Source organism: Psychrobacter sp. TS_SC_6 (genome assembly GCF_056156305.1).
In genome coordinates, this window is the sequence record NZ_CM149590.1 from 2,272,503 (window position 1) to 2,288,038 (window position 15,536).

At 43.0% G+C, this 15,536-nt stretch carries 12 protein-coding genes; 1 reads left to right on the forward strand and 11 read right to left on the reverse strand.

Annotated elements, in window-relative coordinates; all coding sequences use genetic code 11:
• Positions 1–12: 12 nt before the first annotated feature.
• The 7 genes from AC0J5Y_RS09625 to epmB all read right to left on the reverse strand — a co-directional run bounded on the left by AC0J5Y_RS09625 (position 13) and on the right by epmB (position 10,410).
• Entirely contained in the window at positions 13–2,298 is a 2,286-nt protein-coding gene (locus AC0J5Y_RS09625) for a transglutaminase TgpA family protein (protein WP_475130480.1), read from the reverse strand.
• The gene (locus tag AC0J5Y_RS09630) at positions 2,295–3,344 is read right to left on the reverse strand and encodes a hypothetical protein (protein WP_475130481.1); all 1,050 of its coding nucleotides are present in this window, start codon (positions 3,342–3,344) and stop codon (positions 2,295–2,297) included. Before AC0J5Y_RS09630 ends, AC0J5Y_RS09625 begins: the two co-directional genes overlap by 4 nt.
• 142 nt (positions 3,345–3,486) lie before the next feature.
• Entirely contained in the window at positions 3,487–4,515 is a 1,029-nt protein-coding gene (locus AC0J5Y_RS09635) for an AAA family ATPase (RefSeq protein ID WP_475130482.1), read from the reverse strand.
• A 50-nt stretch (positions 4,516–4,565) separates the two neighbouring features.
• On the reverse strand, positions 4,566–5,024 hold the full coding sequence (locus AC0J5Y_RS09640; protein WP_475130483.1) for a c-type cytochrome: 459 nt from the start codon (positions 5,022–5,024) through the stop codon (positions 4,566–4,568).
• Positions 5,025–5,167: 143 nt separating this feature from the next.
• Positions 5,168–7,261, reverse strand: coding sequence for an EAL domain-containing protein (locus AC0J5Y_RS09645; protein ID WP_475130484.1), 2,094 nt, complete (start codon positions 7,259–7,261; stop codon positions 5,168–5,170).
• Positions 7,262–7,501: 240 nt separating this feature from the next.
• A complete protein-coding gene (locus AC0J5Y_RS09650) occupies positions 7,502–9,226 on the reverse strand; it encodes a hypothetical protein (RefSeq protein ID WP_475130485.1) in 1,725 nt (574 codons plus the stop codon).
• Positions 9,227–9,402: 176 nt separating this feature from the next.
• Positions 9,403–10,410, reverse strand: a complete 1,008-nt coding sequence (gene epmB, locus AC0J5Y_RS09655) for an EF-P beta-lysylation protein EpmB (protein ID WP_475130486.1) — start codon at positions 10,408–10,410, stop codon at positions 9,403–9,405.
• A gap of 193 nt (positions 10,411–10,603) precedes the next feature.
• On the opposite strand from epmB, the gene efp reads away from it, so the two are divergent.
• Positions 10,604–11,176, forward strand: coding sequence for an elongation factor P (gene efp, locus AC0J5Y_RS09660; protein ID WP_475130487.1), 573 nt, complete (start codon positions 10,604–10,606; stop codon positions 11,174–11,176).
• Positions 11,177–11,303: 127 nt separating this feature from the next.
• Here the strand turns inward: efp and AC0J5Y_RS09665 are convergent, their stop codons facing one another.
• The 4 genes from AC0J5Y_RS09665 to AC0J5Y_RS09680 all read right to left on the reverse strand — a co-directional run bounded on the left by AC0J5Y_RS09665 (position 11,304) and on the right by AC0J5Y_RS09680 (position 15,325).
• The gene (locus tag AC0J5Y_RS09665; protein WP_475130488.1) at positions 11,304–13,103 is read right to left on the reverse strand and encodes a GAF domain-containing hybrid sensor histidine kinase/response regulator; all 1,800 of its coding nucleotides are present in this window, start codon (positions 13,101–13,103) and stop codon (positions 11,304–11,306) included.
• 21 nt (positions 13,104–13,124) lie between these two features.
• The gene (locus tag AC0J5Y_RS09670) at positions 13,125–14,015 is read right to left on the reverse strand and encodes a tRNA threonylcarbamoyladenosine dehydratase (RefSeq protein WP_475130489.1); all 891 of its coding nucleotides are present in this window, start codon (positions 14,013–14,015) and stop codon (positions 13,125–13,127) included.
• Positions 14,016–14,087: 72 nt separating this feature from the next.
• Positions 14,088–15,098, reverse strand: coding sequence for a TatD family hydrolase (locus tag AC0J5Y_RS09675; protein WP_475132148.1), 1,011 nt, complete (start codon positions 15,096–15,098; stop codon positions 14,088–14,090).
• A gap of 71 nt (positions 15,099–15,169) precedes the next feature.
• On the reverse strand, positions 15,170–15,325 hold the full coding sequence (locus AC0J5Y_RS09680; RefSeq protein ID WP_475130490.1) for a hypothetical protein: 156 nt from the start codon (positions 15,323–15,325) through the stop codon (positions 15,170–15,172).
• Between the last annotated feature and the right edge of the window lie 211 nt (positions 15,326–15,536).

Here is a 15,536-nt window from a genome sequence, read left to right on the forward strand (position 1 = left end):
TCCCTAAAACATTTACAGCAGTTGGCGTATATGTTTCTTAAGCTGTTTCAGCCGTGTTTGATATTCGCGATCACTGGTATCCAATGTGCTAAGGCGTCCATAACGCAGTTGCCGATAGTCTTGTTGAATCTGCTCAATTTTTGCGTGCAGGCCTTTTGAATTAGCCGAATTTGTTAACTTTTTGGCATTATCACTTTCAAGGTGACGATCCTGAGTCATCATATCGTCAGTGCGGTTATCCAGCGTTGCTGCCAAGCGTTCGAGCCATGCCAATTGCCCTTCACTCTCAAACCTAGCCAACGTTTTATTATTCTTGCCAATACGTTTGGATAACTGTGCAAGTGGCAGATCTGCTGGATGCCAGCGCTTGCGGCGGCGTTGCCAAATGACAAAAACGAGAATTAACATGACGGTAATAACACTCACTGCCAACCAAATAATCTGCTGCATCACTGAGCGGATGTTAAACCATTTGAGTAGTGAGTCCGCTTGTTTGTCTTGATCATAACCGACGACGTCTTTTTGCCAATAGTAACTGGCCTGATCTGATAAGCGGCGCAAAGATTGGAGCATTTGATACTGCTGATAGCTGATTTGTGCGCCAGTGCCATCACCAAACATTGCAGCTCCCTGCGACTGCGTCAGCGCATCCATCCCTTGCTCAACGCGCTCAGGTGCAACAAAAGCTGTCGGATCGACACGTACCCAACCTTGCCCTTCAAGCCAAACCTCCGTCCAAGCATGGGCGTCTTTTTGTCGCACTTCCCAGACATTGCCACTGCGACTCAGCTCGCCGCCTTGATAGCCCGCCACAACTCGTGCCGGAATACCCGCTGCCCGCATCATAAAGGTAAAGCTAGAAGCATAATGCTCACAAAATCCCGCTTTGGTCTCAAATAAAAACTCATCAATACGGTTGGTATTCAGCCGTGGCGGTGATAACGTGTAGCGAAAATCTGCTTGATTAATCCAGCGCTCAATAGCGCTCATATAGCGAACTGGATCAGAACCTGATTGGGCAAAAAGCTGCTTAGCCAGTACCCGTGCTTGCGGATTACCATCGGCTGGCAATGCCAAATTCAGCTGCCGCGATTCATTTTCCAAAATAGGGTCGATACGCATCGGCGTGAATTGTAATACATCGTAGCGCAGCTGCTGCGTGACAGGCTGGTTTTTTAATAAAGTAAAGTCCGAGGTGATACTGACGTCAGGACGCTGGCTAAAAGGATAATCGAGTCCGAACAGCCAGCTTTGTTGTGTGGGCTCTAAGATAATCTCATAACTGCTGGGTGCGACTTTTACCTCGTCAGGGACGGTCGCCAATGCATTTTCAATCCAAGCAGGCATTTGCGGTGAAGGTTGCCATTGTCGTTGCTGAGGGCTTGGCCGCCATGTGACGCCATCAAACTCACTAAAGACCAAACCCCGCCAATAAAGCTGCTGTTGTGGCGGACGATTGTTTTCAAATTCAACGCGAAAAGCCAGCTCAGTTGATTGTCCCAAATTGGCAAAATCACCCGGCGACATACTATCAGAGACGCCTGTAGTCGCTTGCTGACCAGATAACTGTACTGACCATAATGGCGGCAGACGCGGAAAAAACAAAAACAGCACCACCAATAATGGCAATGCTCCAATACCCAATACACCCAAGGTGCGCAGACGACCATCACCGCGACTATTACCATCATCATTTAGCGCGATAAATGCCAGCAACACAACAATCGTGCCAACAATCACTTCTAAAGTCGTTATCAACCCTTGATCCATCAAAAACAACGCTGCAAGTACAAACAGTGAAAGATTCAACACCACATAAGCATCGCGGCGCTTGTAAAGCTCCCACAGTTTACTGATAAGGCAGAGCACTAAAAATGCCACGCCCATATCCAGTCCAAATGCAGTATTGTAGGTCAGCCATAGACCGACAAGACCCAGCAAGAAGCCAAGCATTTGCATGCCTTGATAGACGCGTTTTAAATATGCTATTTTTTTAAAACGCACTTTGATGCGTGGCAATTGGGCAATAATACTGACGACAGCAAAACCCATTAGCCATAATGGTAAGTGTGCCGCATGAGGTAAAATAACAATGACTTGGGCAATTAATACCCAGTAATAGGCTGGTAGCGCCAAAAAATTGCGATACCATTTTCTAGCGTAACCGTATTCAACACTAGAGCGGGTGCTTTGACCCGTTGCCAATTGCTCAAAAATGGCTGTCTCTGTAGAGTTTGTAGTAAGCAAATCGATCGATACATTTTCAATGTCATTTGAGGAAGATCGTTTAGAATTCATGGCGCTTTTGCCAATCTTAGCAAGCACGCTTGTGCAAAGCTGTTGCCCTCGCCCATCATTACCGCAGAGGAAGCATCAGACGGTGCCTCATTTGGTAAGCACATATTAAACGGCACACCCATCTGCCCTAATATGAGCGTGCCGTGTGCCAGTTGTGCCAGCTTCTGCTCATGATTTGCCGCTGGCATATCGGCATAATCCAAGGTTTGCTCGTGACCGACAGGATCGGCAAAATGCTTGGTAAGCATACCCTGACCGCGCGCTACGTGACCCCAAGAAACCCGTGCCAGTGACTCTCCTTCGATATAGCCATCTAGCCGCTCAAAGTCGTCTTGACCTTGATGATATTGCCCGCCTATAGGTAAATCATCCAAACTGGCAACTGCATACTGCGCTTGCCAATCAAATACTTCAGGTTTTGGATAGACCCAAGCAGTACGGGCAAAATAAACATAGGACCACGCCCGCATGATACCCAAAGGGTAAACCGTTTTTATTTTTAACCGTGGCAATTCAAGCTGACCACGAGTATGAGTTTGAATAGGCAGACGAATAATTTGCTCGCCTTGTAATTGGGTCACCAGCACAGAATGTTGATTGTCCTTACTGTCTTTAGTCTTTTTACCAGCACGCTTATTGGGCTTTTTATTCGGCTGCTCAAAGTCAAACACAAGCTGTCGTCTAGGTTGTCGGCTCTCACTACGGAGTTGTAAGGTAACCCAAACAGGCGCACCTGCTTCTGCCATAGTCACCTCAAGCAAACGTATTTGCAAACCTGAAATGTGCGTAAAGGTTACATGAAAGCTGATCAGCCAAACGCTGACCAAATAAAAACACAACCCTAACACCAAGTTATTGCCATAGTTAATACCGGCAATAAAAGTAATGATCAGCAGCACCGCAAATAGCATGCCTTCCCGGCTAAAAAATATATAGACATTACGCAAGTTAAGTTTGGCACTGTCACTTTTGGGCGCACGCGAGGCGAACCATCGATTGGCTGCTGAGGCGACTGGTACGGTGAAAGCTTTTGGCAAAAGGCTCATGGCTACCCTATCGTTACCATAAAATTGACAATATCATTGATATTCAGAGAAAGCATTTGATACCAATATGTTGAATAACCACCTAGAGAATCGCCTTTAGTGTTCAATGATTTTAGATGAGCATTTATCGAATTATAAATATCTAAACAATAACTGCTACTTCTGCCAAAATACGTTGAGAAATGGTCGAGGTAACTTGCCCGCCCGTGACATAGGCTGGCACAAAACGCTGACCCAAACGATGATCAGTGACTGCAGCAAATACCGCTTGAATATCTTCAGGCGTGACCTCCATATGTCCTGATACATAGGCGTAAGCCTGCGCGGCACGCTGTAGCGACAATAAACCGCGCGGCGACAGCCCATGATACTCGGAGCTTGCCCGCGTCTTTGCAACCAGACGCTGAAGATAATCTAAGACCACATCTGCAATGTGTACCTGCTTAACCCCTTGCTGCGCCAATAATACCGCTTCTGTATCAAGCACCGTACCCAAACTGTTTAAAAGCTCGCGGCGATCTTGACCTTTTAACAATGCTCGCTCTGCTGCAGCTGATGGATAACCAAGCGATAAGCACAATAAAAATCGATCTAGCTGCGACTCAGGAAGTGGGTAGACACCCGCTTGCTGCAAAGGGTTTTGAGTGGCTATCACAAAAAACGGCTGCGGCAAGCGATAGGTTTGCCCATCTTGCGTTACTTGCCGCTCTTCCATGGCTTCTAGTAGCGCACTTTGCGTTTTAGGACTGGAGCGATTGATCTCATCAGCAAGCAGCAATTGCGTAAAAATGGGGCCAGGACGAAACTCGAATTTTAGTTTGCTTTGGTCGTAGATACTCATCCCTAAGATATCGGCTGGTAGCATATCATTGGTAAACTGCACCCGACTAAAGCTTAACCCTAGCAACTGTGCCAACCCTTGAGCCAAAGTTGTCTTGCCCATACCTGGCAAGTCTTGTAGCAATAAATGACCACCTGCTAAAATACCACTAAGCGCAAGCTTCACTACTTGCGATTTATCCAATATAATTTGATTCAATTGCGCCATTAACTGAGCAATTTTTTGCTGATTGTGGCGATAGTCAGCAGGGCTAAAAGTGGATTGACTGGCTACCTCTACTGTTGACTGAGGCGCAAATGCAGATGATGTTTCGGTAGCTGAATGGGTCATAGTAAATTACTGGCTCATTTTTTAGGGAAGTAGCGATGATAAATCAGGCGTTACTGGGCATTAGCTTCCGTTATCGGTGCCGCCGCACGTAGCGTAGACAGATAAGCGATGACATCTGCACGCTCTTTGGCATCCGGCATAGGGTTTGATAGCATTTTTGACTCTGGCATGGCTTTTTCGGCATCGGCAATATAAGGATCAAGTGTTTTAGCATCCCATACCCAGCCCGATTTTTCTAGCCCTGCGCTATAATTATAATCCTCTAGCTCGGCCGCGGGCGCACCGTATATATTCATCAGCTGTGGGCCTTTTTTATTGAGACCAGCATTGAGCTGATGACACTGAGCGCAAGCCTCTCGATAAATAATAGCGCCCTTAATAGCATCACCCTGAGTATATAATGGCAATGTCACCGGCGCACGGTGATAAGGCGGCGTTTTCTCACAAGCACTTAGCAGCAAAGCGGCGACAAGCATACCGACCATTTGATATTTATTGACTATAGACATGGTGTCATCTTTAATTAATAGGTATTGATGTCGATGAGTCTACATCAAACACCCTATAATGCAAAGGTTGATAGACATCGATAGCCGTCTGTAGACCATAAATGCAGAGTATCTATATAGTATTTATGAATATAGGATAAGACTTAACTCTCAGTAGCGACTTTGATACTGTTACTCGGCATTTCTAAGTAATTGCCTTGTAGGTAGCGTGCACCGACACTCCATGCAACAGACATGGTTGCAGCATCTTCAATATAAGGCATCAATACATCAACATTAATCTCATTGGTACGTACGATAATTGATTTGACCGTTTCTAAATTGTCAGCGGCATCAATCCCTTCGATATAATTATGGGCTAAACGCACCATATTAGGATGAACAAAATCGGCAAGCTCCACAGATTTTACGGATGAGCCAAAATTATTGATGCTAAGCTGGCAGTTTACCTGACTGAGCGCGGTGAATTGAGATTTCGCTACCGTTAAATAATCTGAGAGGTCTTTTTCATTGAACTGCAGTGTCAACGCCTCAGCTTTACCACCGATGGCATTGATGAGCTGGCTTGCAACACTGGGCAGTTTTTTATCAATTAAGGACGCACTGGTTAGCTGTACCAGTAATCGCGCCTCTGGATGGGTTTTACGCACTTCATTGATTCTTTTACAGGCATTAATTAATACCCAGCGGTCTATTTTTTCTAATAATTGATGAGATTTTGCAACCGCCATAAACTGTTCTGGCGTCAATACGGTATTCTCAGCATCTGCTAGCGGCAGCCGCACGAATACTTCAAAGAAGTCACTACGGTCGTTATTAATATCATATATCGGCTGAAACAATAACTCAAAGCGATTATTGGTAATGGCATCGACCAGAGATTCTGCCAGTGCATGATCGTCACTATTGGCGTGTTCACTTGCATCATATAGATGATAACGACCGCCATGATTGGAGGTCGTTATCATGATTTGATTGATGGCATCCATGGCGCGCTCAAGCAGCACTCTAGGCTCAGGCGTATTTTTCTCAATTTTAACAATAGCAGTACTTGCTGTCGTGTTGGTTGTGCGCTTATCCACTTCAATAAGCATCTTACTGATACTCATACCAATCTGTTCAGCCAGCTTTTCAAGCGCAGCTGTCGTCTGATTTTCTACCAAAATAGTGAATGCTGTATCACTAAAGCGGCTGACATGACCATCGACTACCAGCTCATCTAAGGTATTAGCGACTTGTTTCACCGTGCTATCAATACCTTGCAGACCTAAACTGCTTCTAATTTTTCCGACATTATCGAGTTGCACATACAAAAGTGCCGCCGTTAAAGCACCTTTTCTTGCCTGCTCATATGCTGCCGCCAGCTGCTCTTCAAAGCTGTGGCGATTATCAATGCCCGTCAAGCTGTCTTTACGCTCAGCTTCAGCCAAACGTTTGGCGACTTCAATGCTATTGCTATTATTTTGTTGAATAATAATCTGGGTGACCGGCTCACCATCTAGTGTCGCTATTGCCAACTGTAGTTTTGCTTCAAACGTACTGCCATCCTTACGTCTACTCTCAAAATTAAACTCAACGTCTTTACGGTTCCCTTTGTCGAACTGACGTAAAAACTGTTTAACAGCTTTAACATTATCACCGCCTGCAATCAAATCAATCACAGGCATACCAATAATATCGTTCATCGCCTCAAAACCAAATAACTGCAGATACGAATCATTGGCAAAGATATGAATACCTTGATCAATGTATGCGACTGCACTTTTTGAGTTTTTGATCAATACGTTTGCGCGCTGTTCTGCTTCAGAGAGCACAGATTGCAATGTCTTAAGCTGTTGGCGACTGTGCAAGTTTTCATGCAATAAGCAAATAGCCATGATGACTGCCATTTCTTGCTCTGCATAGAGCGCTTTGACCATCGTACCATTCATGATAGACGGCAAGCCTTCGTCATTGTTAGCATTGGCTACCGTGTCTTTATTTATCAAACAAACCGATGGCAAATCAATATTTTGCTCTTGAATGATAGCAACCACGTCAGTAAAACTCATATCATATGCTTGACCAAAAACCAGTACATCCCATGATTGACGCAATGTTTTTAGCAGCTCATCTCTATCGTCCAAAAAACCCAAATTCACGCTGTCATAGTACGAACCAAGTAACTGCACAAGGCGCTCAGCATAAAGCTGATCAGCATCGACAACCAATAAGTTCAAGAGAGACTGAGTACGCATAGGAAGCCTTTTTAATCTTAAAAAATAATATGAATCGACGCTGAGCGGTAGCCAAACAGATAAAAAACAGCAGAATATTAAAGAACAGCGTCGTTGTTTTCGTTGTCATTATAAACAATAATTTATCCACCCGCTGCCTATCTTGCCACGGTAATTGTTAAATAATTCAGCACAATCACTGTATTCTATACACGAGTGACTGAGTCTTTAGGGATCTAGGTTGACTGTAGATTAACATCATTAACCCTGTACCACAGCATATTGGCTAAACTCATCCGTCACCATCAAAATACGACCCAAACGTAAAGATTTATGCTGATCACTGATGCGCATGAGAACCTTGTCATCTGTCTGAAAATGAGAAGTTGGTAATAGTAGACTATAAGATGTTTGTAGGTGTTCATCTGCTCCAATGATAAGCGCTGGCACAAAATGCTGACTGCGTTTCTGTCTATCTTGTAGACCAATGCCACAGGCGATTATCTTATGACCAAGGATTTGCCACTCAATCTCGGGTCTTGCGCTATCCAAATTAAGCCAACGCACCACTCCCATGGACCATCTAGGCGCGGTAGCCTTATCTATGCGGCACAACAAAAAAAGGCTCATGAGTTGTAAAGGTGGTGCGATGGAAGCGAGATCTTCAATTTTATCAGTTGGCTTAGATGCTCTAGATGGCTCAGATGAATCTAGAAACAGGCGTAGGGTACAAAAGTGTGACAACTGATTATTACCCTCAAATGTATCCGCCTTTAATTCTTTATGGGTAGCAATGTTTTTTGGCAAGGTATCATAACGCGGCTGCTGATACTCTGGCAGGTTTTTAGATGCTATTAAACTGCTGAAAGCTTCACCGTTACTGATACGGTAATGTATTTCATTAAAACCCGATATTAGCGTTACCGTCTGCTTTGTATTGTGATCAATAGAAGACATGCGCTTTGGTTGAATATAACGATATCTTATCGCCATTGAAACGGTATTAATCAGAAAATACTCAATCCCTCTTCGATCAGTATCGATTAAGGTTTTTATACGCGATTGTAAATACGTCAATAAAGGTTCAAGCTCTATAAATAAGCAGGTGTGATGAGCCTCATATGGGTTGATAGTAGATAATGCGGTTAAATAAGTAGGCGGCTCTTTACTCTGTAGATTGACGAACACTCGCGTTGCTGTGCGCGGCTCTATGGTAGCAACGATATGTGCACTCCACGCTGGCAGCAGACGCTGAAGCAGTAAGATATGAGGTCGACGCAGTGCACGTACATTTAGCAACTCATGCAAGCATATTTGGCAATATAAGTGATGGATAGTATCACCTTGCTGCACTGGGATGTAAGCACTCAGTACGATATGTGATGCTCGCTGCTGGCATGCGTTGAGATATAAGTCATTTACATTGGCCCATATATAGGCTGGCGACTTTTGATAGCAAAAGCCATCTTCAAATAGCAGTTTTTGATACATCAGTAGCGTTTGGTAAGTAGCAATCGCCAAAGTAACAGGAGATGATTTTTCACTGGTAAAATAGCGCTGCAACAGATTACTTGAAGGTGCTTGCTGCTTATCCTTCAAAAAGATAATTTTGCGGCGTATCACGCCGTCATAGGTCATAATCAATGAATAGTACAGCGACTTCACCTGAGCAACATAGCCAAGCTGAGCCTCATTGAGCGCCCCTGTCTCATAAATGTACTGTTGGCGTAGCGCCGCAATCAGCTGACTGGCGGCATTAATGACAATCTCAATCAATCTTAAACGCTGCCTATCATCAGTAGGAATCAGGCGCAATTCTGTTAATACTTTTTCTATTTGTTCGACTTGCTGAGCCTCTGTTTGCGCTGGCAATCGTGCTGCCCATTTATACAAGTGCGGCTCATTGCTACTCTTAGACTTATTGCAAGCTTCTAACAAAGAGGGTTCAGCCGCTAAATACGCTTGAAACGTCGATAAATTTACCATTACCATCCTTAGTAATTGCGTAAGTTATCCATGAGTGTAAAAGGATATATTCTTAAAAAAAGAATGTTGCTATCATACCTAACCATTCTTCTATATATGTTGCTTATTTATAATTTTCTCAAATCTATTTCTTGTTATGTATTTGCCAAAATAAAAATCCTATCATAGTGCACAATTTACTTATTATTGTAAACATTAATTGGTACCTTGAAAGGTTCGTTTGGCAATTCTCTGACCAGTTTGGGTACTAGGTAGCCCGGTAATTTAGCCAATAGCGACCAATAAAGCTCAATGGCAAATTTCTCATCACTGTCAAAATGAGCCGCGCCCGCTACTTTATCTAGCACATGTAAATAATAAGGCAACACGCCTGCCGCAAATAAACGCTGGCTCAAAGCCGTTTGCGCACTAACGCTGTCGTTGATACCTTTTAAAAGTACTGCTTGATTTAATAAAGTAATTCCTGCGGCACGAGCGCGCTGCAAATACTCTGCGGTCAACGCATCAATCTCATTGGCATGATTACCATGAATGACCATGACGATTTGACAGCGGCTTTGTGACAAACGCTCTAATAACGCATCATCAAGCCTTGCTGGAATCACGAGCGGCAGACGGGTATGTATACGAATGGTTGTCAGTTGCCCAATCGCCTCCAAGGTATCTAGCCAAGCAAATAGACGTCTATTGGTCACATTTAATGGATCGCCGCCACTTAAGATAACTTCATTAATCTCAGGATGCGCGCTGATATAATCGATAATATCCTGTTTTGCGCTGGCAGTTGGCATATTGGCACTATAGTCAAAATGCTGACGAAAGCAGTAACGACAATGAATCGCGCAAGCACCAGTAATGGTTAATAGCAGTCTTGATTGATATTTATGCAGTACGCCTTTAACAGGATTATGCGCATTTTCGGCTAGTGGGTCAGCCACATAGCCCGTCACTGCCATTTGCTCTTTATGATTGGGTAACACCTGCCTTAACAAAGGATCATCACGATCACCAACGGTCATTTTTGCCACAAAGGCACGCGGTACTCGCAGCTCAAAATACTTAGGCACATACACCTCTGAGCGCAGAGATTTTAGCTCTAATATCTCAAGCAGCTCATCAATCGAGGTAATGGCTTCGGATAATTGCGTTTGCCAGTTTTTTTGTGTGATTAAATGGTTTATCATGACAACCTAATACCTGTGCCCAAAAGCCGATATTATACGCTGTTAGGGCGTCGCCTATCAAAGCAAACGTCCTATCGTTTATGTACCAGAATGGCTCATATCTTTTAGCACGGTAAATCTGGCACTCCATTTTCACTAAAAATATTCACCATCCTTTTTTTCAACCCTTTTTTTAAACCCTTAGGAGTCTTCCGTGGCAAGTTTTTCTACCAATGAATTTAAATCTGGTCTCAAAGTCATGCTCGATGGCAACCCTTGTGCCATTCTTGAAAACGAGTTTGTCAAACCAGGTAAAGGACAGGCTTTTAACCGCGTCAAATTGCGCAATCTTCGTAGTGGTAAAGTATTGGAACAAACCTTTAAGTCAGGCGATAGCTTAGAAGCTGCTGATGTCATGGACACTGAAATGAACTATCTCTATAACGATGGTGAATTTTGGCATTTCATGCATCCTGAGAGTTTTGAGCAGATTCAAGCGGACAAAACAGCGATGAGCGATTCAGTAAAGTGGTTAAAAGAAAACAGCAATGCACTATGTACCATCACTCTATTCAACGGTGCTCCTCTTTCAGTAACACCGCCAAACTTCGTTGAATTGCAAATCACTGAAACTGATCCGGGTGTACGTGGTGATACCTCAGGCGGCGGCGGCAAGCCTGCAATGTTAGAGACTGGCGCTGTGGTACGTGTACCATTATTTGTGCAGCAAGGTGAAGTAGTACGTGTAGACACTCGTACTGGCGATTATCAAACGCGCGTTAGCTAAAGCTATTAACAAATAGCTTTAGTCTGTCTGTAAAAACAAAAAAGCTTAACCGATCTTCGATCGGTTAAGCTTTTTTAATGGCTAGCAAATAAGTCAGGAATAATAAAGGGTCGAATTAAACTGCCAGCTACTCTTCTAACGACTGCTTATGCATCAACCAATATTGAACCAACGCATTCAGCTGCTCTTGTTTAAAAGGCTTGGTACAATAATCTTGCATGCCCACATCAAGGTATTTTTTGCGCTCGCCATCCATTGCATTGGCAGTCAGCGCAATAATAGGCGGCAAATCTTGGGGAGCATACAGCTCATGAAGTTTGATGGTTGCCTGTACCCCATCCATAATCGGCATGTGATGATCCATCAAAATGACATCATAACGCTCAGGATATAAAGCAAATATCTCAATAGCTTGTTGCCCGTCATTGACGTGAGTGACCGTATGACCACCATTATTAAGGGCTTTTTTGGCAATCATCGCGTTCACACTATCATCTTCAACCAACAAGATATGACCGACCAGCTCATCACTCGGCAACGCTATGGTAAAGTCATTGTCCGTTTGCCATATCTCATAATCTTCTGTAGCAATACATGGTAGCGGCAATAATACCCTAAAGGTCGTGCCAACGCCGACTGTACTATCTACTTCGATATAGCCACCCATTAGCTCAACTAGAGACTTACAGACAGACAATCCAAGTCCGGTACCACCATAAAGCCTATGGGTATATTTATTTGCTTGGTCATAAGCATCAAATATTGCCTCTAATGATTCAGACTTAATACCGACGCCTGTATCCGTAACCTCAATACATAAAGTCATTTCTTGATGGATCGTTGTGTCATTTTTATCATCAATGGCTAAATCTAAACGACTATCACTACTTCCTTTAGCGTGATCACAATCCTTATTATCTAGATACGGATTGTCTTGCATATGTTTAACATCAATCGTTACACGCCCGCCTTCACGAGTAAATTTAATCGCATTATTGACCAAATTTACCATGATCTGCTTAAGACGTACGGGATCCCCTTTAACATAGGGCGATAGTGACTCGGTATAGTGATAGTCTAAAACCAAGCCGCGTTGGCGAGCTTTGATAGCAAATAAGCCAACGACCTCATTACAAAGACTAGATAAATTCATCGGGATAGAATCTATAGTCATTTTACCGGCTTCAACTTTTGATAAGTCTAAAATACCATTGATAATCGCGAGCAAATGTTCATTTGATACTTTTATATTCTCGATATACTCTCTTTGTTCAACGCTCAGCATGGTGTCACTGAGCATCTCAACCATACCGATGATACCATTCATCGGTGTACGTATCTCATGACTCATATTGGCCAAAAACGATGACTTCATATCATTGGCATGTCTGGCATTGCGCTGTTGCTCTTGCAGCTGTAAAGCATCGGCTGCCATCGTCGCAAACTGGGCTAGCATGTTGGCTTTTTCATCACTGAAATCGTGATGAGGCTCTATATCCATTAGACATAAAGAGCCAAAACGATACTTTTTGCCGTCTTCATACATGATGATGGGTGCACCGGCATAAAAGCGCAGATAAGGTGACTCTGTGATCAATGGGTTTTGGCTAAAACGCGTATCAGCTGCTAAGTCTGGTACTACAAAAACCTCATCAGAGAGCACTGTATAATTACAGATGGCGACTTTACGCGTCGTAGTAAAAATATTGTCCAGCCCATGCGCAGATTTTAGGTACTGTGTTTTCTCATCCATAAAGGTGATGGCAACTATTGGTATCTTAAAAAATAGTCGTGCAAGCTCAGTTAGGCGCGTGAAGGAAGATTTTTCATTAGTATTGAGTACCTGATATTTTTTAAGTCTATTAATACGCTCAGCGTCATCTTCTGCCATAGGGTAATCAAAGTCTGGTACGTTGGATATAGACAAGGTGGACTCCATAAATTCATATCAGGGGCTTGGTTTAACAGCCGCCTGCTTAAGCAATAATTGTAATGCCTCACTTACCATAATCATGGCAACCACTGAGGTGACGACGACCGCCGAGCCATAACCACCACAGTGCAAACCACCTGTTTGACAGCTCTTGTCTACGCGCGGTGGTTCTGTCGAATAAACACACTTGATACCAAATTTCTCTTTTAGGGTACTATTGATGCCCTTTTCATGGCGCAGTTTGTTACGTAATTTGGCCAATAATGGATCTTGATAAGTGTCTCGTAAATCGCCGACTCTGATCTGACTGGGGTCTATTTTACCACCTGCCCCGCCAGCACAGACCAATTTTAGTTTGTTAAAGCGACAATGCAAAGCAATGGCAAGCTTGGCATCCATATCATCGATACAGTCTAAAATCACAATCGGAGCGGTTTGTGCCGCCGTTTTTGCTTCTTTACGACTGGGCAGTAATGTTGCGACATTTTCAGTAGTCAAAAAATCATCAACCAAATGCAACGTAGCTTTTGGATTGATTTCACGAATACGTGCTGCCATCGCCTCAATTTTACTTTGCCCAAAGGTACTATCTAAAGCGGGCAGCTGCCGATTGACATTGGATGCGACCAATATATCTAAATCAATTAATGTAATAGCACCAACAGACGTACGCGCCAAAGCCTCTGCTGCCCAAGAACCGACACCGCCCACACCAATCACATAAACATGCGCAGCAGAAAATGTATCTACTGCAGCATTACCATACAGTGTCTGAGTACCTTTAAAACGGCGCTCATACTGCTCGGCATCTCTATCAGGTGTCTCTAATGTTTCAGATACAAACATCTGCTCTTCAATAGGCTCTGGCTGGATAATGTCTGATTGCATTTGTGTGTTTTCATTCATAACGATGTGGAAACTCTTTTAAAGATTTTATTGTTAAAACATTTGTATATTAATTGGTATGCGCTAAAAACTTCAAAGCGTATAAGACCACTTAGTTTGCAAAGCATCGCAACTATTGAGCCACAATTGCTGAGCGAGAATAGCCGCAGGAACATTTATTAAGTCGCTCAAGCTATGTAATACGTAAAGCAAATTAGCAGGAATATTCCTACTATGCATAGATGTATCACCCCATTCGCTATTTTTATCTCCTCCAAGTACAGACGTGTCATTAGATGATACACCTTCTAAATTGTCATCTAACGTCTGGCATAGGATAGGCATCATATCTGGGCAATCTGTCTCGATAACCAAACAGTCGATACCATAACTCTCAACCGCAGCTTGAATGGCAAGGCGCAGTTTTTTCGCATTGGGATTGGTTATTTGCCCGGTCACGCCAAGCTTAAACCCTAATTTCGCAAAAGCCTTGGCTTCTTGTACACCGCCACTAAAACTATGGGCAATGCCGCCAAGCTTATGCGCGTCATAATTATGTGCTTTTAGTAAAGCCAGTGCTTCGGCATGTGCTTTACGAATATGCAGCATAACAGGTAGCTGATGTGCCACTGCCATATCTAACTGCGCAATAAAAAACCGCTGCTGTTTGGCAAACGTTTCAGGCTGCTTCATAGCATCGGTAAAGGTATCTAAACCTATTTCACCAATGGCCAATGGACGTTGTTCATTTAGCATTTGCGCCATTTCTTCCAAATGGGCTTCTATATGCTGCTCAATATAAAAAGGATGTAAACCTAGCGCAATATGTACTTTAGGAAAACGTTTTTTTTGGTTCAAATGATTTTTTTTATCCAACTGACAAAGATCATTTATCTGCTGCTGATTCTCATAAAGCCGTGCAAAATATCGATGCAAGTAGCCAACCAAAACTAAATGGCGCACACCTTTATCATAGGCAAATTGCGCCTGCTCACCTCTATCCTTATCAAACACAGGAGCATCAAAATGCGTATGAGTATCAATTAAAGGAAAAATCTTCGTTCTTACTTTATTATTGATATCTGATGCTCCAATCACCGTCATCAAGAAACTCCAAAATTCATCATTGCTATGATAAGTCAGCTTTCCCATTAACCACTTTCTAAAGAATCATTTTACTCACTATCTATGCTTTTAGTTTTTTCTATAGAGTCATCATTCTCAGGCACTGGTTTGTGCGCCTTTTGACTACTGCGTCTTGGTATCAGTACCAATGCAATACCCACTACGCTTAATGCCAGCCACTTTTTTTTATTATTAGTGCTTGTCATTATAGTTGCCTTTTAAAATTAACTGAAGAATAGTACTTAGCCGATATTTGATAAATACGGCTTTATAGGTGACCTTTATCTATTTTAACAAATATATCGTACTATCAGTTAAAGCTTGACATACCCATGTTATCTTTTTTTATTATACGCGTATAGCCAAGGCATATGTTTATCTATTATATGAATACACAGACTAAAGTACGGTGTATGT

Excerpts from the sequence above, each read along its gene's own strand:
- AC0J5Y_RS09675 (WP_475132148.1), bottom strand. The coding sequence starts at position 15,098 with ATGACGGTGATTGGAGCATCAGATATCAATAATAAAGTAAGAACGAAG.
- AC0J5Y_RS09645 (WP_475130484.1), bottom strand. The coding sequence starts at position 7,261 with ATGCGTACTCAGTCTCTCTTGAACTTATTGGTTGTCGATGCTGATCAG.
- AC0J5Y_RS09650 (WP_475130485.1), bottom strand. The coding sequence starts at position 9,226 with ATGGTAAATTTATCGACGTTTCAAGCGTATTTAGCGGCTGAACCCTCT.
- AC0J5Y_RS09625 (WP_475130480.1), bottom strand. The coding sequence starts at position 2,298 with ATGAATTCTAAACGATCTTCCTCAAATGACATTGAAAATGTATCGATC.
- AC0J5Y_RS09630 (WP_475130481.1), bottom strand. The coding sequence starts at position 3,344 with ATGAGCCTTTTGCCAAAAGCTTTCACCGTACCAGTCGCCTCAGCAGCC.
- AC0J5Y_RS09680 (WP_475130490.1), bottom strand. The coding sequence starts at position 15,325 with ATGACAAGCACTAATAATAAAAAAAAGTGGCTGGCATTAAGCGTAGTG.
- epmB (WP_475130486.1), bottom strand. The coding sequence starts at position 10,410 with ATGATAAACCATTTAATCACACAAAAAAACTGGCAAACGCAATTATCC.
- AC0J5Y_RS09635 (WP_475130482.1), bottom strand. The coding sequence starts at position 4,515 with ATGACCCATTCAGCTACCGAAACATCATCTGCATTTGCGCCTCAGTCA.
- AC0J5Y_RS09640 (WP_475130483.1), bottom strand. The coding sequence starts at position 5,024 with ATGTCTATAGTCAATAAATATCAAATGGTCGGTATGCTTGTCGCCGCT.
- AC0J5Y_RS09670 (WP_475130489.1), bottom strand. The coding sequence starts at position 14,015 with ATGAATGAAAACACACAAATGCAATCAGACATTATCCAGCCAGAGCCT.